This window comes from Pseudomonas sp. FW305-7 (assembly GCF_058786735.1).
On record NZ_JBYSZA010000036.1, the window covers coordinates 25667 to 44740 of the forward strand.

17 protein-coding genes are annotated in these 19074 nt (G+C 60.6%); 3 read left to right on the plus strand and 14 right to left on the minus strand.

From position 1 onward, the window contains the following. Positions 1-74: 74 nt before the first annotated feature. Entirely contained in the window at positions 75-638 is a 564-nt protein-coding gene (locus AC3WMT_RS27810; protein ID WP_103306505.1) for a YbhB/YbcL family Raf kinase inhibitor-like protein, read from the minus strand. Between the two features lie 139 nt (positions 639-777). Here AC3WMT_RS27810 and AC3WMT_RS27815 point away from each other — a divergent pair, with 139 nt between their 5' ends. Next, positions 778-2301: an FAD-dependent oxidoreductase gene (locus tag AC3WMT_RS27815; protein ID WP_103306504.1), complete on the plus strand. Its 1524-nt coding sequence runs from the start codon at positions 778-780 to the stop codon at positions 2299-2301. 40 nt (positions 2302-2341) lie between these two features. Here the strand turns inward: AC3WMT_RS27815 and pgaD are convergent, their stop codons facing one another. From pgaD to AC3WMT_RS27880, 13 genes are all read right to left on the minus strand, one after another. Then, complete coding sequence (pgaD, locus tag AC3WMT_RS27820; RefSeq protein WP_103306503.1) at positions 2342-2872, minus strand: poly-beta-1,6-N-acetyl-D-glucosamine biosynthesis protein PgaD; 531 nt, start codon at positions 2870-2872, stop codon at positions 2342-2344. After that, complete coding sequence (gene pgaC / locus AC3WMT_RS27825; RefSeq protein ID WP_103306502.1) at positions 2869-4224, minus strand: poly-beta-1,6-N-acetyl-D-glucosamine synthase; 1356 nt, start codon at positions 4222-4224, stop codon at positions 2869-2871. Before pgaC ends, pgaD begins: the two co-directional genes overlap by 4 nt. A 1-nt stretch (position 4225) precedes the next feature. Beyond that, a complete protein-coding gene (gene pgaB, locus AC3WMT_RS27830) occupies positions 4226-6223 on the minus strand; it encodes a poly-beta-1,6-N-acetyl-D-glucosamine N-deacetylase PgaB (protein ID WP_103306501.1) in 1998 nt (665 codons plus the stop codon). A 12-nt stretch (positions 6224-6235) separates the two neighbouring features. After that, positions 6236-8716 carry a poly-beta-1,6 N-acetyl-D-glucosamine export porin PgaA gene (gene pgaA / locus AC3WMT_RS27835; protein WP_103306500.1) on the minus strand — a complete coding sequence of 827 codons (2481 nt, stop codon included), beginning with the start codon at positions 8714-8716 and terminating at the stop codon, positions 6236-6238. A 259-nt stretch (positions 8717-8975) separates the two neighbouring features. Beyond that, the gene (locus AC3WMT_RS27840) at positions 8976-10481 is read right to left on the minus strand and encodes a YdgA family protein (RefSeq protein WP_103306499.1); all 1506 of its coding nucleotides are present in this window, start codon (positions 10479-10481) and stop codon (positions 8976-8978) included. A 317-nt stretch (positions 10482-10798) separates the two neighbouring features. Continuing rightward, the gene (locus AC3WMT_RS27845) at positions 10799-11434 is read right to left on the minus strand and encodes a hypothetical protein (protein WP_047290746.1); all 636 of its coding nucleotides are present in this window, start codon (positions 11432-11434) and stop codon (positions 10799-10801) included. Positions 11435-11527: 93 nt separating this feature from the next. After that, the gene (locus AC3WMT_RS27850) at positions 11528-12970 is read right to left on the minus strand and encodes an efflux transporter outer membrane subunit (RefSeq protein ID WP_103306498.1); all 1443 of its coding nucleotides are present in this window, start codon (positions 12968-12970) and stop codon (positions 11528-11530) included. Beyond that, positions 12967-13869, minus strand: a complete 903-nt coding sequence (locus AC3WMT_RS27855) for an efflux RND transporter periplasmic adaptor subunit (RefSeq protein WP_103306497.1) — start codon at positions 13867-13869, stop codon at positions 12967-12969. Before AC3WMT_RS27855 ends, AC3WMT_RS27850 begins: the two co-directional genes overlap by 4 nt. Beyond that, positions 13866-14075 carry a DUF1656 domain-containing protein gene (locus AC3WMT_RS27860; RefSeq protein ID WP_027611129.1) on the minus strand — a complete coding sequence of 70 codons (210 nt, stop codon included), beginning with the start codon at positions 14073-14075 and terminating at the stop codon, positions 13866-13868. The genes AC3WMT_RS27855 and AC3WMT_RS27860 overlap by 4 nt, the downstream gene beginning before the upstream one ends. Continuing rightward, positions 14072-16135: an FUSC family protein gene (locus AC3WMT_RS27865; RefSeq protein WP_492578033.1), complete on the minus strand. Its 2064-nt coding sequence runs from the start codon at positions 16133-16135 to the stop codon at positions 14072-14074. Before AC3WMT_RS27865 ends, AC3WMT_RS27860 begins: the two co-directional genes overlap by 4 nt. After that, entirely contained in the window at positions 16132-16560 is a 429-nt protein-coding gene (locus AC3WMT_RS27870) for a MarR family winged helix-turn-helix transcriptional regulator (RefSeq protein WP_103306495.1), read from the minus strand. The genes AC3WMT_RS27865 and AC3WMT_RS27870 overlap by 4 nt, the downstream gene beginning before the upstream one ends. 185 nt (positions 16561-16745) lie before the next feature. Then, positions 16746-16991: a DUF2789 domain-containing protein gene (locus tag AC3WMT_RS27875; protein ID WP_103306494.1), complete on the minus strand. Its 246-nt coding sequence runs from the start codon at positions 16989-16991 to the stop codon at positions 16746-16748. Between the two features lie 151 nt (positions 16992-17142). Then, positions 17143-17604, minus strand: a complete 462-nt coding sequence (locus AC3WMT_RS27880; RefSeq protein ID WP_103306493.1) for an aminoacyl-tRNA deacylase — start codon at positions 17602-17604, stop codon at positions 17143-17145. 175 nt (positions 17605-17779) lie between these two features. Between AC3WMT_RS27880 and AC3WMT_RS27885 the strand changes: the two genes are divergently transcribed. Further along, positions 17780-18310, plus strand: coding sequence for an NfeD family protein (locus AC3WMT_RS27885; RefSeq protein WP_256583592.1), 531 nt, complete (start codon positions 17780-17782; stop codon positions 18308-18310). Between the two features lie 2 nt (positions 18311-18312). Beyond that, on the plus strand, positions 18313-19071 hold the full coding sequence (locus AC3WMT_RS27890; protein ID WP_003220464.1) for a slipin family protein: 759 nt from the start codon (positions 18313-18315) through the stop codon (positions 19069-19071). Positions 19072-19074 lie beyond the last annotated feature (3 nt).

The window sequence follows — 19074 nt, forward strand, 5'->3', positions numbered from 1 at the left end:
GGATGAAAGTGATCATTCATCCACTGAGACGGGCAGCCCTTTCAGTTCGGGTTAAACGCCGCTAAAAAAATTTTTCAGCGGTGATAACGCCGCACTACGCTGCTGTTGCGCAGCACATGGCCTTTGATTTTTTCCATCAGCTCGGCGCGGGTCAGACCGGCAGGCAAGGCGTCCGGTGCGAGATCCAGAGCGTAAATCTGAATGATGTAGTGGTGAGCGCTGTCGCCAACCGGAGGGCACGGACCCATGTAGTGGGTGTTGCCCTTGCTGTTCGTGCCGCCGACGCCTTCGAATGCGGATTTGGCGCCGACACCCGCCGCGATCTGGTGAGTCGTGGCTTTGATGCCGTAATGAATCCAGTGATCGACGCCCAGGCCTTTCTGGCCGTCCGGGTCGTGCATGACGATCGCGTAGCTCAGGGTGCCGGCAGGCCCGGCGTTCCAACTCAAGGCCGGCGACTGGTTCTTGCCGCCGCAACCTGCCGCATCGCTTGCCGCCGCCGAGGTGAACAGGCGATTGTCCGAGACACCGGGGATGTCGAGGGTGAAGCGCTCCTGGGCCGCCTGCGCCGGAAACTGCACGCAAAGGGCAACGGCAACGGCCGCCAGCCAAGGGTTGAGAGAGGTCAATCGGGTCATTCCGGGAGCACCTTGTGCAGTGAGGCCGTCGTCGGCTTGCAAACTATAGCTGTACCGTTCGTGCCGTGGCAGTAGCAAATGGCTGAACCTCGCACTGTCGCGCAAACTCGTATGAGAAATGCCCGCGAGGAAGCCGAATATGTCCCTGCACCGTGTCGCCTGTTTCGCTGATGTCCCTGAAGACCGTGGTCTGGAAGTGAAAATCGGCGACTGCAAAATTGTTCTGCTGCGCGCCGCCGGCGAATTACGCGCGTTTCAGGGTGAATGCCCACACGCCGGCGCGCCTTTGGCTGACGGTGCGTTGTGCAACGGGCGCCTGATTTGTCCATGGCACAAGGCTGTTTTTCGCGTGGAAGACGGCGCTCTATGCGAACCGCCCGCCCTCGATAGCCTCAAGCGCTACCCACTGGAGCTGCGCGGCGAAGACATCTGGGTGGATGATCAACCGCTGCCGGATCCACACACGCCGCCAGCAGACGATGCGCGCACATTCGTGATTGTCGGCGCCGGAGCGGCGGGCACCGCGTGTGCAGCGGCGCTGCGGGAAAAGGGTTTCGGCGGACGCATTGTGCTGATCGATCACGAACCCGAGGCCGGTTACGACCGCACGGTACTGAGCAAGTTTGTCCTCGCCGGAGAAATGCCCTCCAAAGAAATCCCATCGCTGCGCGATGACGACTTTTACCGCGAACAGCACATCAATCGGGTTTCAGGCGAAGTCGTTGCGCTCGATGCCGAGGGAAAAACCGTTCATTTAAAAGATGGCCGCACACTGCATTACAGCGCCGCCGTGCTGGCGACTGGCGGCGTCCCCAACCCGTTGCAGTTGCCCGGGGCTGACCTGCCAAACGTGTTCGTTCTGCGCTCAAAGGCCCAGGCCGAGCAGATCATCAACGCCACCCAGCCCGATCAACGCGCAGTGATCATCGGCGACAGCTTCATCGCCCTCGAATGTGCCTCGGCACTGCGTCAGTTTGGCCTCGACGTCACGATACTCGCCCGCCATGCAGTGCCTTTCGCGGCTCAATTCGGCGAAGCCGTGGGCAAGGCGATCCGCACGCTGCATGAAAAAAACGGCGTGAAATTCATTACCGAGCACGAGGCGACAGAGATCATCGGTGACGGCAAAGTCGAGGCAGTGCTGCTGGACAATGGATTGCGCCTTTCAGCCGATCTGGTGCTGGCAGGCATCGGCGTAAACCCGGCCACCGAGGCTTTTGCCTCGTTACCCCGGGAGCAAGACCTGTCGTTGCGCGTCGATGGCGGCATGCGCGTGACCGAAGGTCTGTGGGCGATTGGCGACATCGCCACGTTCCCGCTGAACGGCCAGCCCCAACGCATCGAACACTGGCGTCTGGCCCAGCAACACGCACGGATCGCGGCGGCCAATATGCTCGGTGGCGAGGAGCATTACCTCGATGTGCCGTATTTCTGGACCTGGCATTTCGGCAAGAATTACGACTACCTCGGCCATGCCGAACAATGGGATGAAGTGGATTTTCTCGGCGAGCCCGAACAGCCGCCCTTCATCGGTCTGTTCGGTCGTAACGGCATCGTTGTTGCCGCCGTAGCGTGCGAGAAAGAAAGAGCGATGGCGCTGCTGGCTGAACGCATGAAACAGCCTCTGCCAATGGAAGAAGCCTGGACACTGATCCACATCTGACCACCGATCTTGATCGTTCCCACGCTGAGCATGGAAACGATCAAAGCCGGGTCAGAGGTTCGCGATTGTCGTCATCCTCGGCGTGCAGAAAGATCACTCGCGGGTGTTCGATTGGCACCAACGGTGGCGGCAACTCTGCCTGCTGCACCGGCCAGAAATGCGTCACCACCTGACTGATATCGCCTTCCTGATCGTTGTGAATGGTCATCACCCCCGGCGTGCGGAGTTTCTGGAAGCGGTCATCGCACAGCTTGAAACTTTTGCTCAGCCCTTCGTCGTCGATCACCGGTGAAGGTAAACGCCGCTGGGCAAAACTTCTGCTTTTGCGCTGCTGATAACGCGCCCAGGAAATCAGGATCACCGCGTTGACCAACGCCACCCACAGATAAATCTCTAACGTACCCAGCGCTTCAAACGCCGAGTTGTCGATGCGCGGTCCGCCGGCATGGGTTTCGATCAACGGCCAGAGCCCGCGTACCAGCAGAAACAGCAGGCCAATCCACGCCAGCACGGTGAGAATCACATCGACCACAACCAGAAATGGTCGTTGACGGGTCCGGATGATTTTCATTTGATGACCTCCTCTTCGTCGTCCCCGACCGGCTTGATCCCCCGATCAGGGCTGACCCAACGCGCACGTTTCTGATGCTGGCCGAACAGCACTTTCGGGAAGCTGACCAGCGTGGTCAGCAGGCTGATCAACCAGAACACCAACGGATACCAGACCACCCAGAACATGGTCCTGCCCAGACCCGGTTCGTAGCGACGGTCAATAATGATGCTGACGGCGAACTGCACCAGGCAGACGAAGGCCAGCAGCAGCCCGGTAAACGCCGGTGGCATCAGGTGATCCACTGCGATGGCGTCCGGCATGACCACGAACTTGCCGACACCCCAGAAAATCACCGACAGAAGGAAGGTAAACGCCCAACCGGTCGACAGGCAGTATTCGAACAGCAGTGGCCACAGATAACGATGGCGATACTGCCAGATGCCGCGAATGTTCTTGAACAACACTTCGGCACCACCCTGTGCCCAGCGCAAGCGCTGCTTCCACAGCCCGCCGAGGGTTTCCGGCATGAGAATCCAGCACAGCGCACGCGGCTCGTAGAAGATGCTCCAGTGATCGAGTTGCAGCTTCCAGCTGATGTCGATGTCTTCAGTAATCATGTCCGGGCTCCAGTAGCCGACCCGGTTCAGCGCAGTGCGGCGGAACGCGACAATCACGCCGGAGACGGTGAAGATCCGCCCGAACACCCGCTGCGTACGTTTGATCAGACCGATGATCGACGAGAACTCACCGACCTGCACCCGCCCGACCAGCGTTGAACGCGTGCGAATTCGGGGGTTGCCGGTCACCGCACCCAAACGCGCGTTGTCGAGCATTGGCGCCACCAGATAGGCCGCCGTGTTCGGCGCCAGCAGCGCATCGCCGTCGATGCACACCAGATACTCACTGCGCGCGGCGATGGCGCCCATGCGCAGGGCGACCGCCTTGCCCTGGTTTTCCGCCAGATGCAGCACGCGCAGGCGCGGATCTTCCTGGGCCAAGCGATCGAGCACTTCGGCGGTGTTGTCTTTGGAACCGTCGTTGATCGCGATGACTTCGATGTTCGGATAATGCTGGGCCAGCGCCGCGTGAATGGTATCGGCGGCGTTGTCACCTTCGTTGTAGCAGGGGATCAGAATCGAGATCAGCGGCTCGCCTTCCAGTGGCGGCGGCAACGTGTCGTCCTTCCACGGCCAGTGGCGCTCCCAGTGCAGCCAGAAATACAGGCCACCGGCAATCCACAACCCGGACATGAACAACGGGTAGAAGAACACGAAGTCCATCAGGAACTGCCCGGTGACCAGGAAGATCAGCCCCAGCGGAACGCCGAGGACAATCGCCAGAACAAGCAGGGCTAACAGTCTATCCAGCATGTCATGGGTTCCATTTGTTGGAGAGTGCAGGCCTTACGGTTTTCAGGTCCGGCAGGTTGTCGAGGAAGTTGTCCGGGTAGTAGCCGAAACTGGTCGCGCCCTGACGCTTGAGGCGACCCATCCAGTCCGCGAGATGCGCGCCATCGATATTGGCCTGATCCTTTTTCGTCCAGTCCCGGGCCTGCAATTCGAACACGGTGCGGTCCAGCGCCCCGGGGCGTTTGCTCACGGTTTGCACCAGCGACTCCAGCCATGGGCCGGACTCTGCCTGGGTCTGTTTTTCCATCAGCGGCATGGCCATCGGCGCCGTCCAGTCGTACGTCGCGAGGAAGTCGTCGAGGTTCTGCGCATACCACTCTTCGCTGTGCGGATTGAGCATCGGCTCGGCGAAGATGTTGCGCGCGGTCAGCACCTGCGGACCACGAATGGCGCGGACTTTGGCGGTCAGCTCGTTGGTGAAGTCGATGAGGTATTTGCTCTTGAAGCGCGTCCAGCGCTGCATCGCCGCCGGGTCTTCGCGCAGTGCCGCGATCGAACTCGGCAAGCCTTGGGCGGCGTAGGCTTTCAAGGCTTCAGGGCTGGCGTCTTCGAAGTCCGAGAGCACCGCGTCGTCGTGATAGAGGATGCCGTCGACCGACGTCAGGCGCGCCACGTCTTCGTAGATTTCACCGATGATTCGCCTGACTTCAGGATCGAATGGCGACAGGCGTTGGTACTGATTAGGGTCTACCGAGGTGGTGCCGGTTTTCGGGTCCCAACGGGTCACACGCGGCAACTTCGAATCGAGGCCGAAACTCAGCACCGGCATCCACGCAAAGACTTTGACGTGGGCCCGAGTGCGCAACTGCCAGGCGACGCGATCAAAGATGTCTGCACGCACCGGCAGGTGACGGTTGGGGAAGTACAGCGAATGCACTAGTCCATCGCCTTTCGGATCGGCGAAGGCTTGCAGGAACACCGTGTTGGCGCCCATGTCAGCCATGCGCTGGACCAGTTTGCCAAGGTTGATGTCCTGTTGCGCCGGGTCCGGATCGTAAACGTTGTCCAGATCGACATGCACCACGCGCATGGCGAAATCCGACTGCACCCCGACCACGCTGTTGGCGAAATGCTCGCCGTCCGGGTCGGAGGCGACGAGGAAACGCGGGCTGCTCATCAGGTTGTCGAGGGCATCGAGACCGTCGTCGAGGGTCAAGGCCATTTCATAGCCTTCTTCGCCGACCACGGTCAGCGAAGTGCCGTCCGCCGTGCCGTATGGCCAGACCCAGACCCGCGGTTTTTTACCGGTGACCTTGCGGATCTTCTCCGAGATGTTGTTCACGTCGGTACGAATCCGCGCCTGGAAATCAGCCTCGGATTCGTAGCGTTTGGTCACCGGATCGTAGCGCCGGGTCGCCGCCGCCGGCTGCATGTTGCCCTGCGGGTTGGCGAGGATGCCCTTGTGGTTGGCGTCGGTGTGGGCGGCGATTTCCACCAGTCCGGATTGGGAAATCTCGCGTATCTGATCCCAGGTGAGAAAGTCGGAACGTGCACGCGGGGCGCCGGCGAAGTCCACCGGTTGATTCAGTGGCGTGTCGATCCAGGTGCCGACCGGTGCCAGCAGTGCGTGCCAGTTATAGGCGCGCAACACCGGCAGCACGCGAGTGTAGAAGCTCGAATAACCATCATCGAAGCTGAGCAGAATGGCTTTCGCCGGCAGCTCCGGGCCACCCCTGCGCGCCGCCATGATCTGGTCGACCGTCACCGGTTTGTAGCCGTTCTCGCGCAACCAGGCGAGCTGCTCGATCATGCGCTCGGTGCGCACAGCGACCACGGCCTGATCGGGATCGCGATCCTCGACATCGTGATAGGCAATGCCCAGCACATGATTTTTCGGCCAAGGTTTTTCGCTGGCCGCCAGCGGGCGCTCCGACGGCGGGGCGAAGGCCGGAGCTTGCTGGGCGCAGGCGCTGACCAGCAGCGCTCCCAGCAGAAGGATGAAACGCGAAATAAAAGGCATCTTCAAACTCTTCTAGAAGCGGAAAGTGAGGTCGACAAGCAGACGCAGATCGGTCTCCCGATCACCGTCGTAGGGCCGGTTGATCACACTGAACAAACCGCCCACCTCGAACACGTCGTTCCAGGCATAACGCTGGCCGTAGCCGAGCAGCGCCATGCCGCCGGTGCCGTGATCACGCTGGCTGTACGTCCCCGCGCCGGCCTGGAACTGCTGGCTCCAGGATGTTTCGTAGCGGTGGTAGAGCACGTGATTGACGTTGACCAGCGGCATCACGCTGAAGTCGGATTTGGGATTGAAGTACGGCACGTCATCGGATTTGGAGTTGTGGCTGGTGCCGACTTCCAGACCCGCATCAACCTGCACGTTCGGCGCGCTGTAAACGCCTTCGCGACCGGTGAGCAAGGCTTCGACGCGGTTGTTGCCGTCGCTGAAGTGCGACGGGCTCACCGACAGTTTCCACTCGCGGCTTTCGTTGGCGCGCCAGCGGATGAAACCACTGCCGCCGTTGGCCTTGATATCGCTGTTGAGCGCGCGCAACGGCGTCTCGGCTGACAGGTATTCGAGGCTGCCGCCGTACTGCCAGTTGTCGTTGATATCGCGGGCGATCGCCAAACGCGCGCCCTGCTTGTCACCGTAGCCGTAGGAGTGGTTGGAGACTTCGGCTTCGAGGGTCATGTCGCGGGTACGACGTTCCAGACCGACGCGCTGGAAACGATGGTTGCCAGTGCCTTCGGCAAAATCGCCAGTGGCGTAACCGGCACCGGCGAATACGCGCCAGTCTTCGTCGATCGGAGGGCTGTACAGCGTCGTCTGGATACCGAAATCACGACTGCCGCTGACCGCTCCGGCATTGCCGCTGCCGCCGCCATTGGCCTTGCCGCCATAGGCTTCGACGCGCAGTTCGGACATGTCATGCACTTCGCGCTCGCGGGCCAGACGCTGCACTTGGCGGTTATCCGGATAACGGGCAACGACGTCGTCGGTCAGCGCATCCATTTGCCGCCATTCCTGCAATTCCATGGCCGTGTGGGCCTGGCCAATTTCCAGGCCCATGTCACGCGGCACCATGCTCTCGGTTTCCTTGAGCTGCATTTCTGCGCGGCGCGGCCAGTTGCGGGCCAGGTACAAATCGGCCTGAGCCAGACGCAGGCCGATGTTGCCCGGCGCCTGATCGACGAGGGTTTGCAAGCGCTCCTCACCGTGGGGCAGATCAGAACCGTAGGTACCGGCCTGGGCCGCGAGTTGCTGGGCATCCATCCATTCGTCGTTGGGGTTGCCGATCGGCAGGCCCTTGAGTTCGATGCGTGGGCGCTGTGATTTGGCGGCATCCTCGGCGACTTTGCGTGCATCTTCAGCGCGGTCGCTTTCCAGCAATGAGTAGTACAACGCCGTGGTGTCTTCGAGGCGATCGCCGACATCGGCGTCCGGCGCCGCCAGCACTTGGCGATAGAGGTCGGTGGCGATTTCTGGCTGACGCTGATCGAGGTACGACGCCGCGACCCAACGCAGGGCATAGGTCGGAATCTTCACGCCTTCGGCTTGCAGCTTTTGATATTCAGTGATGACGTCGGCGGTGCGTGCGCGGGCCTTGAGTGCGCCCATGCGGTCGATGCGCCAGCGGATCACGTCGTCGTGAGCCGTGGCATCCGGCGTCCAGGTGGCGAGCAGTTTGTCGTAATCGGCCAAGGCGCGATCAGCGATGACGTAGCGTTCTTTTTCGCTACGGGTGGCCAGTTCGGCGAGACGCACGCGCTCGGCAGCCAGATCGCCTTCGAGGCGACGCAGAGTCACCGGATCGATCAGACCGGGACGTTGATTGGCCAGGCGCAACGCTGGCTCGGGCAGACGCGCCTTTTGCAGGGCGACCACATATTCGCGGGCGACTTCCGGTTTGCTGCCGGCACGCTTGAAAGCCTGATCGTATTCGAACAGGGCATCGTAGGGTTTGTTGTCGCGGGTCAGGGCGTAGCCCAATGCGAGACGGCGCGACGGATCATCGGGTTTGGCCGCTACCAGCGCTTTGGCGCGGGTCACCGCTTCGTCGGGTTTGCCGGCGTCAGCCTGAGTCAGGGCCAGGCCCAGTTGCAGGTCGGCATTGTCCGGCTCCAGCGCCAGCGCCTTGTTGTAGACCTGAGTCGCCTGATCCCAACGCTTGAGGTTGCGGTAGGCACGCGCCGTGGCGGTCAGCGCCTGAACCGGCAGGACGCGGTCGCGGCCCTGGGTTTCATAGACCTGCACCACTTCGGCGTCGAGCCCGGCCCAACTGGCGATCTGCAGGTGATCGCTGATCTGTCCGGTGGTCGACTGACCCGGCGGCACCTGACGCAGCACATTCAGCGCAGGCGTGGTCTGCCCGGCACGGGCGTCCCGCACCATCTGATCGTAGGGTGTGTCGGCAAACGCCAGTGCCGGCCAAAGCAACTGGCTGCACAGTGCGACTCGGAACAAAGGGCGTAAACCACGATGTAATACGGGAACATCAATACGCGGCATTCGTCAGCATCCTTACATGGCCAGCCGGGTCGCAATGCCCTCCTTGCCCATTCGTAACGGAGACCGAGCCAACAACGCTCAGCCAAGCTTAGTCCGGCAGTCTTGCATGCAAGCGTAGACCAATATCCACAACACAATAATTGTTCAGATTCGTCACAACGGCTGGGCTGAAACACCGCGAAAACCCATACGCCAGACAGCAAAACGCCCGGCGTCTGCGCAATGACAGAGGCCGGGCGTAGCTATTTAAAGCGCAGGATTACTGCACTTGCGTGACGCCTGCGAACTTGCTCATCAGGAAACCGACGAACTGCTCAACGGTCATTTTCTGGCCGTTGAATTCCACCTGATTGGCGGCGTAATGCAGCTTGGTCACGACGTTGGTGCCGTCCACGACCGCCATTTGCGATCCAACGGCCATGCCCGCGAACATGTCGGCCGCTTCTTTGGATTGGTCGACAATGGCTTTGGCGTCGGTCTGACCATCCAGTTGCGCCTGCACGCTGAGCAGATCAACCAGCATTGGCTTGGACACCTGGATATTCAGGTCAAGCAGCGCGATCAGTTGCTTGCCCAGTTGATCCGGCGGCAAGTCCATCGATTGCGGCTTGGTCAGGTCAATGACCAGATTGGCCTTGCTCTCACCGTTGGCTGTGTTGAACGAGAGGTTTTCCAGGGCAATCTGCGGGCCGGCCGCGAGGAGTTTTTGCAGATCGGCTTTGACCTGGGCATTTTCCGCGTCGGTCAGGTTCAGCTCGGGTGCTGGCAAACCTTGAGCGGCGGCTTCAGCGGCAGCCTTTTCATACGGCTGCAATTTGGTCTGGTAGATCTGCATCAGCGACATCGTCGACGGGATGTCGAGGTTCTTCAGGCTCACGGCCATGTTTGCCGAACCGATTTTCTTGTCGTTGAGGCTGACTTCGCCAATCTTGTAGTCAGCACGACCGGAAGCATTGCTGCCGTTTTCTTCGGTGAGGTTCTTCATTTCGAAGTTCTTCACGCCAAGCACCGATTGCTTGGTGCCGAAGGTGGTTTTGCTGTTGGTCAGCACCAGCGTGTTTTCGCCGGTGTAGTAGCCGTAGCTGCTCTTGGCGAGATTGCTGGCCAGCGTCAGACCGTTGAGTTCGATCTGTACCGGCGCCTGATCTTCGGCCACGGTCACCAGCTTCAGGTTGTCCATGTAACCGTCAGCCTTGACCTTCTGCGCTTTGGCGCTAGCAGAGATGTTCATCGTCAGGCCGGAGAATTTCAGGCTCGACTGTTCATCCAGCGCGGTTTCAAACGGCAGCAGATCGAGGGTGCTGGTGGTGGATTCGTCGTAGCCAATGCTGGTCACGCCTTTGAGTGGCGCGGCGCCCTTGGTGGCGGCAAACCACTTCTCGGTGGCCGGGTTCTTTTCCAGCTCATAGTTGCTGGTAGCCATGACCGGCAACCATTTCAGCGAGACCAGCCGCGAGAACGGCAGCGGGCCATGCTCGATGTGGTCGACGAACAGCAGTTCGACCGGTTTGTCACCGAACATTTCGCCTTCGCCCTTGAGGCGATAGTGCGCGGTGCTGGTGAAGGTGTGACGCTCCAGCGACACCAGTTCCAGCGACGCGGTGCCGTTGGAGCCGGCCATGGCGGTTTGCAGCTCTTTGTTGGCATTGCTGACGGCGTTGTTCAGTACGCCTTCGATCTTGGTCCCGGTGTACCAGGCCCCGCCTGCGCTGATCGCACCAATGGCAACAACAATTCCGAGAAGCACGCCTGCTGATTTATTCATGAATGACCTGATCGATTTCCGTGGCTGTGAGTGTGGTCGTCTTCCCTGAACCCGTGACCGGGTCGCGGCTCGACTCCGCTGAATTAGCGGTGGAGATTAGCACTGGCCGCGCCCGGCGGCCCAATGTTTAAAGGTGAAAGAGTGTCTATGGGGAGTGTGGACAGTCGACAGGCTGGAAGAGTTTCGCTGTTTTTGCGGACGCCATCGCTGGCAAGCCAGCTCCCACAGGGATTTGTAGCGAACACAAAATCTGTGAACACCACAAAACCTTGTGGGAGCTGGCTTGCCAGCGATGAGGCCAGATGATTAGCCGGGAATCAGGAGTACTGAACCTCGATCTCGTCCAATTGATGATCAAAGCTCTTGAGTCGGGCAGTCCAGGTATACACCAACACTTCAAAGTCCCGATCGATCACCGCCCCGCCCGGCCCATCAGCGCGCGGGTCACAGAAATCCAGTTGATAGCGCTCGCGGGCCATGGCCGTGGCGACATCGGACAATTCACGGGCATTGTTCAACCAGTGCCAGCCCTCGTCGGCGATCTGCTTGTCGAGTTCCAGACACTGCTTCTTCAGCGCTTCGAGGCTTTTTTCCAGCGGCGTGCCGGTGAGTTCGCCCATGACTTCGGCGAAGGTCCGCCCGGGCTGCCAGTAGCTGCCCCAGAAATACCGGTCGAACACGGTTTCGACCCGACGCAGGGCGACTTTGGTGTCCCAGATCAGCACCAGGGTTTTGCCCTGTTCAAGTTGTCTTTTCTTGACGCGCTGCACCTGAACCGAGGCCCACGCCACCACGACGATGGCCATGACCGCGATCAGCGCCGTCGCGCTGTCGAGGAACACCATCGCCTTGTCGATCTGATGGGCCAGCATGATGCCGTAGAAATAGGTGGCCGAGAGCAGCACCAGCGCTACTAGGGCGCACCAGAAGCCGAGAGCGTAAGGGTTTTTCATTATTGGTTTCCCCTAGACCAGCGCTAGCAATGTGCGCTGAAAGGGCGCCTTGCTCAGGGCGCCCTTCCAACACTTCAAAGCATAGCTACGGCGTCAGGGTTTGCTCGCGCTTGAAGCTTGCGTTCGTCCGCTTTCCCAACCGCCGCCCAGAGCAAGGAACAAATCGATCTGGCTCATGGCAACCTGGGTGTTGGCGGCGGCCAGTTGCGCGGTGACATCGGTGTAGGTGCGGGTCGCTTGCAGATCGGCGAGGAACGACTCGCGGCCCGCCTGGAAGAAGCGGTGAGTCTGGTCTGCGGCGAGTTTCGCCGACTGCTCGGCATCGGCCAGGGCATCGCGACGTTGCAGCAACGCGGTGTACTGAGCGAGACCGGTCTGGGTTTCGCGAATGGCGTTGAGCACCACGCCATCGAAATGCGCCAATGCGCCTTGGGTCGACGCTTCGGCTTCGCGGATGCGCGCGCGGGCGCCGTTGGTCGGCACTTTCCAGCTCAGCGACGGGCCGAAACCCCAGCGGTTGGTCGATGGATCACCCAAGTCGTCGATGAGACCGACTGTGCCGATGGTCGCGCCGATGCTGATGTCCGGGTACAACTCGCCAGTGGCGACGCCAATCCCGGCGGTCGAAGCCGCCAGACGTCGTTCGGCCTGACGAATATCAGGGCGTCGCTTGAGCAGCGCAGCGCCGTCACCGACGGGCACCAACTGCGCGATTTTCGGTAGTTCGGCGCAGGTCGCGGTGCCGGCCGGCAGTTGATCGACCGGTTTCGCCAGCAGCATCGACAGACGGAACAGCCCCGCCTGACGCGCCGCTTCATAGCGCGGCAGATCCGCACGCAGGGATTTGAATTGGGTTTGCGAACGGGTGACCTGGGTTTCGTCGCCACGCCCGGCATCGCGCAGACGCTGGATCAGCGTGGTGCTTTGCGATTGCAGGTCGAGGGAGTGCTCGGCGATTTCCCGCTCTTCATTCGCCGCGCAGACCTGGGTGTACGCGCGAACCACGTCCGCCACCAAGGTGATGCGCGCGGTGTCCGCCGCCGCCTGAGTCGCGTCGGCATTGGCCTTGGCGCCTTCGATGCCGCGCTGCAAGGTGCCCCACAGATCGAACTGATAGGAAGCGCTGATGCCGATGTCGCCGACGTTATCGACCGGGACTTTTTCCGGTAGCAAGAAGGCCTGACCGGACTCTTGCAAACGCTGCGCGCCCATTTTTACGCCCGCGCTCCAGCCGCCCGCCGCTTCGGCCTCATCGACCTGAGCACGAGCCCGTTGCAGGTTCGCCGCCGCCACCCGCAAATCAGTGTTGGAAGCCATGGCCTGCTGCACCAGTTGATCCAGACGCGGATCCTTGTACAACCGCCACCAATCCGCCGGCACGGGCGCCGACACCACCGGTTTGCCGGCCACCGCCAACTCGCCCTGAAAGTCTTTGCGCTGGACCGCCGCGTCCTCGGGCACGTGGTAATCCGGCCCGACCATCTGACAGCCCGAGAGCATCACACCCAACCCGGCGATCATCAGGGCCCTGTTCATTGCCCGGGCTCCTGCTGGCGGTTGTCGACTGGCTGGTCGTCGATGATCGACACTGTGGCAGTGCGCCCGGCAATCATGCGGAAGTCATGCGGCACTTCATCAAAAGCGATGCGCACCGGAATCCGCTGCGCCAGGCGCACCCAACTGAACGCCGGGTTGACGTTGGGCAACAAGTTGCTGCCGCTGCTGCGGTCACGGTCTTCGATACCGGCGACGATGCTTTCAACATGCCCACGCAGTTTGGCGCGGTCGCCGATCACACGGATATCCACCGACTGGCCGACATGAATGCCGTCGAGTTTGGTCTCTTCGAAATAACCGTCGATGTGAAACGAATTGCTGTCAACCACCGACAACACCGGGCGCCCGGCGGTGACGAACTCCTGCGGGCGCGGCGCACGGTCGTTGACGTAACCGTCCACCGGACTACGGATCACCGAGCGGTCGAGGTTGAGCTGGGCGCTGTCCACGGCCACCAGCGCTTCGGCCAGCGCCGATTGCGCGCGGGCGACTTTCGATTGGCTTTCTTCCAGTTGCTCGGCCGGCACGAGATTGCCGAGGCCACGGTTACGCTTGGCTTCACGTTGCGCTTGGGCGAGGGTTTCTTCGCGATCCGCGACGGCCGCTTTGGCCTGACGCAGGGCCAGTTTGAAACGGTCCTGGTCGATGCTGAACAGCACCTGGCCACGCTTGATCAACTGGTTGTCTTTCACTTCAACCTGCTGGATCAATCCGGACACGTCCGGCGCGATCTGGATGATGTCGGCGCGAATATGGCCGTCGCGGGTCCACGGCGCGAACATGTAATACATCACCATGCGCCAGACGAGGACAACGGCAAAAGTCACGATCAGCAGGGTCAGTACCACGCGACCGATGGTCAAAAACGGTTTTTTCATGTCATCAGGTATCGACTGAGTGAGTCCACGCCATACAGCAGCACGGCGTAGAGGGCCACGTTGAACAATGCCCGGTGCCAGACCAGACGGTAAAAGTGCAGACGTGTCAGCACGCCATGCACCAGCAAAAACAGCACATAAGTGATGCCCATCAACACCAGCAGGGTCGGCAGGAAAATGCCGCTGATGTCCAGATCACCGATCATAGGGGCGCTCCATCGGGCAGCGGTTCTTCGGGCTCGGCGCTGGAGACGAATTCAACGCCGGGCAGCAACGCCAGACGCAAACCGCTCAAGGCGTGCAACAGGTGTAGACGGGTTTCTTCATCGCCATGGCCGTTGAGGGCGCGGCGGGTGCGATCCATGGTCATCAGCAAGGCGGCCGGCGCTGGCAAGCGTTCGCCGGCCTTGAGGCAGGCGCGAAAATACTCGCCGACTTCACTGACCACTTGCTGCAACAAAACGTTCGGCGTGCCGGTCACTCGCGGGGTGTAGGCGAGCAGGTCGAGCAGGTTCAAACCGACGCGTACTTCACGCATGGCGATACCGGTGTCCTGGCCGGTCATCGCCAGCCGAGGCAGGTGCTGCATCAGACGATCAAGCAACTGCACGCCCAGCTGCCGATGTTCGGCCAGGTTGGCCGGCTCGGTCATGTGCACGATGTCCTTCCAACTGAAACGGGTCAGGCGTTTGGCAGCCAGTTCGACGCCGAACGGACGGGCAATCAAGGTCCAGATAAACGCGAACAGCAAGCCCATGGGCCCGGCCAGGTTGGAGTTCACAAAAGCAAAGAAGTCCGCGTCGTACGCGCCCTGAATGCTGATGAACGACGAGGTGTTGACCAGCGTCAGCAGCATGCCGAGATAGAAACGCGGCTGCACCGTCAGCGTACCCACGCAAATGAACGGGATGGCAAACGCCAGCACCAGCATCGGGAAGTCGTGCAAGTTCGGCAGAATCAGAAACAGATAAAGACTGGCGAACAGCACCGACATCCCGGTCCAGAAAAAGAACCGGTAGATCTGCGGCGCCGGGTCGTCCATCGAAGCGAAGAAGCTGCACGCCACCGCCGCCAGAATCACCGCACTGCCGCCGTCCGGCCAGCCGAGCAGAATCCACAGCGTCGAGGCGACGATGATTGCCAAAATCGTCGAAGCCACCGAATACAGCATCAGGCCACGGTCGATAAATGGTGTCAGACGACCGAGGCGCCAATGGCGGTAGACCGCGCGCCAGCTGTCCTGGCGCTCGCAGAGAATCGCATCCTGCAGACTGCGACAGTCCTGCCACAGATCGATGAACTCGCCGAGACGATAAATCGAATTGGAGAACAGCAATTGCTTGCGATCTTCCAGCGCTTCGGCGCTCGGTTGCAGGGCTTCGAGCTGATCTTTCAGTGCTTGCCAGCGATCAAGGTCGGCATCTTTGTGGCCGAGCCACTCACGGGTCGCGGCCAGCAGCGGTGCGAATTTTTCCACCAGCTCCGGCGTGCGTCGCTCAAGGGCGTAAAGCGAATCTTCCAGAGCGTCGATCACCGGCAACAGATGGATCATCCGCCCGCGCAGTTCCTTGGTGTTGCGCACGGTTTGCGGCCGCGAGCCTTCGTGGGGCAACTGGCCGATCATCAATTCCAGGCTGTTGAAATTGGCGACCATGGCCATGCGCAGTGCGGTGACCTCTTCGGGCTGCACATCGCGGCTGAGGAATTTCAGGCTGTAAGTTGTCGCGTCGGCGAACCATTTGCCCACGGCATCGTTGAACACTGGCGCCAGTCGGCGCGGCCAGAACATCGCGCCCACCACGGCGGCAACGGCGATGCCGAGGAAAATCTCTTCGGTACGGGCTTCCGCCACGTCCCACACCGCCAGCGGGTTATCCACCGTCGGCAAAGCAATCAGCGGCAGGGTGTAACCGGCGAGCATCAGCGCGTAGCTGTTGGCCGTGCGCAGATGCAAGGAGAGAAACAGCAGAATCCCCGTCCACAGCGCAATTACCACCACCAGCACATACGGGCTCTGGACAAACATCGGCACGAAAAAAACCGCGGCCGCCGCACCAAGAAAGGTGCCGATGGCGCGGTACAAGGCTTTGGAGCTGGTCGGCCCGAGGTACGGGCTGGAGACGATGTACACCGTGGCCATCGCCCAATACGGACGTGGCATTTGCATAAGCATGGCGATGTACAGCGCCAGCATTGACGCTGCAAAAGTGCGGACCCCGTAGAACCAGTCCCGGGCCGGCGGAATGCCAGTAAAAAAACCGTTCAAGAATTGACCACCACTGGCGGACTTGCCGCCTCAAATGCGCGCAGTACCCGAAGCGTAGCCTCCAGATCACTCTGATCGATGCCTTCGAGCACTTCGTGACGCAGACGCACCAGCTCGATTTCCACCGCTTGCACCAGTTCACGCCCGGTGTCGGTCAGGCTCAGGCATTTGGCGCGGCGATCCTGCGCATCTTCAGTCCGGCAGACGTAGCCCGAATGGCACAACTGATCGAGCAGACGCACCAGCGACGGACTCTCCATCCCGGCCGCCTGCGCCACCTGCACCTGCCGCACACCCTCGCCGAGCCTGCCGATCATCAACAACGGCACGGCGCAGGCTTCGGAAATTCCATAGTTGACCAGCGTGGTCTGGCAGATCTTCCGCCAATGCCTGGCGGCCACCACCATGGCACTGCTGATGTTCATCTGGAGAGCGTCGAGGGAATTCGGCACGGGGAAATGCACACTGTTAGTTTGCTAACTATCAATATCGCATTGGTGGGGAAATTCAGTCAAGTTTTGAAACAATTGATGCGCATCGTAGGTAACGATGAAGTTGAAGCGATTTTTAACCTCAAACGGGTGGCCAGCATGACAGCCGAGAGTGCCCTTCATCCCTGCCGGCCCTTACGCAATAACACATTCAACTGATCCACCACCTCCGCCCAATCGGCATCATCGAGAATCTCGTCACGCAAAAAATTCGCCTGACTCTTCGACCAGAAAAACGCGTCCGCCAAATGCAGTTCAGGTTTCAACGGGGAATGGGTGGCGATGAATTGTTCGATGCTGACCGGGTCGTTTTCCAGGCCGAGTTGCTTGAACAGGGAGGGGAGGCTGTGGGTCGGACTTTCCATTGCTTAACTCCTTCAACAAATCTGTGTGTGGAAGATCAATCGCGGGCAAGCCCGCTCCCACAGGATTTTCAGGGGAACACAAGTGTGTACACCTCAGAACCTGTGGGAGCGTGGCTTGCCCGCGATGGCGTCGGCACTGACGCCACAACAGCTAATGACTCAACTCCCGCACCTCGGCATGCGGCACCATTTTCAGGAACTCCGGCATGCTCATGTGCAGCAGGTAATTGTGATTGCCGGCTTCCAGGTAGATGTCTTTCTGCCGGGTCAGCAACGGGTCGATGACCATGTCCAGTCCGTAGGAATCCCCCAACGGCGGCACCGCGCCACGTTCGCAGTCATCGAAGATATGCGCCAGGTTGCTTTCGCGGGTCAGCTGCCATTCGCCGCTGCTGCGCACCTTGCTCAAGTCCAGATGCCGACTGGCCGGCAGCACGGCCATCAGGTAATGCCCGTGGTGGTCGTCGAGGATCACCGATTTCGCCACCCGTTCGGCCGGAACCCCGGAAACCCGCGCTGTTTCCAGACTGCTGGACGAGTGTCGGTGGGCGACGATGTCGAATTCGCAATGCGCCCGGGTCAGGCTGCTTTGCACCTTTTTGGCCATACGCATGATGCACCTCGGTGTTGCGCTGAACGTGTGTTCCTGTGTCCTTGAGTCTAGTTCGACAGGCCGCGGGCGAAGGGAAATCCGCTCACCGGACACATCCGCACATTGATCAGGATTCAGTCAGCGCAACGCTCAACTAGACTCAAAGAACCACCCCATGACTCTCCCGGAGGGTCACGTGAACAACCGATGTTGTACGTTGTTTCTGTTTCTGCTGGTAAGCGGCTCAGCCTTCGCTGCCGAGACATCGTTGCCGCCCATGAGCTCGGTTGGCCTCTGGCTGATCACGCTGGGCATCGTTTTCCTGATCGCCGAGGCCGCGCTGCCCAATTACGGCGTGATCGGTTTGGGCGGAATCATCATGTTCGTCATCGGCGCGCTGATCCTCGGCAATGCCGAACTGCCGGTGCCGATGATGATCGGCCTCGGCCTGATCAGCGCCCTGCTGTTACTTGCGTTGATCATCCGTGCCTTGAAAACCCGACCGCGCCACGCCGTCAGTGGCGATGCCGGCCTGGTTGGCAGTGTCACAGCGGTGACCGGCGTGCAGCCGGAGAATGCCCATAACGGCTGGGTGCAGTTGCAGGGCGAACATTGGCAGGTCCTCAGCGCCACACCGCTGCAGAGCGGGCAATCGGTGCGCGTAGTCGGGCGCAAAGGCTTATTGCTGAAAGTCACCGCGACTGACGCGGCTCAACACGGAGAGTGATCATGGGTCTGCAAATCGGTTTTGTTGCGCTGCTGTTATTGGTGATCGCCCTCGCCGGGTCGACGTTCCGCATCCTGCGCGAATACGAACGCGGCGTGGTGTTCCAGCTCGGACGCTTCTGGCAGGTCAAAGGCCCGGGGCTGATCCTGCTGATTCCGGTGGTGCAGCAAATGGTCCGGGTCGACCTGCGCACCGTGGTCCTGGATGTGCCGCCGCAAGACGTGATCACCCGCGACAACGTTTCGGTGAAGGTCAACGCGGTGCTGTACTTCCGCGTGCTCGATCCGCAGAAGGCGATCATTCAGGTCGAGGATTTTCTTTCCGCCACCAGCCAACTGGCCCAGACCACATTGCGCGCGGTGCTCGGCAAACATGAACTGGACGAATTGCTGGCCGAGCGCGAGCAACTGAACATCGACATCCAGCAAGTGCTCGATGCGCAGACTGACGCCTGGGGCATCAAGGTCGCCAATGTCGAGATCAAACACGTCGACCTAAACGAGTCGATGGTCCGGGCGATCGCCAAACAGGCCGAAGCCGAACGGGAACGGCGAGCGAAAGTGATCCACGCCGAAGGCGAGTTGCAAGCGTCGGAAAAACTCATGCAAGCCGCGGAAATGCTCGGTCGTCAGCCCGGCGCCATGCAACTGCGCTACATGCAGACCCTGAGCTCGATTGCCGGGGACAAGAGTTCGACGATTGTCTTTCCACTGCCGATTGAATTGCTCAAGGGCATGGCGGATTTGTCGGGAAAATCCTGAAAA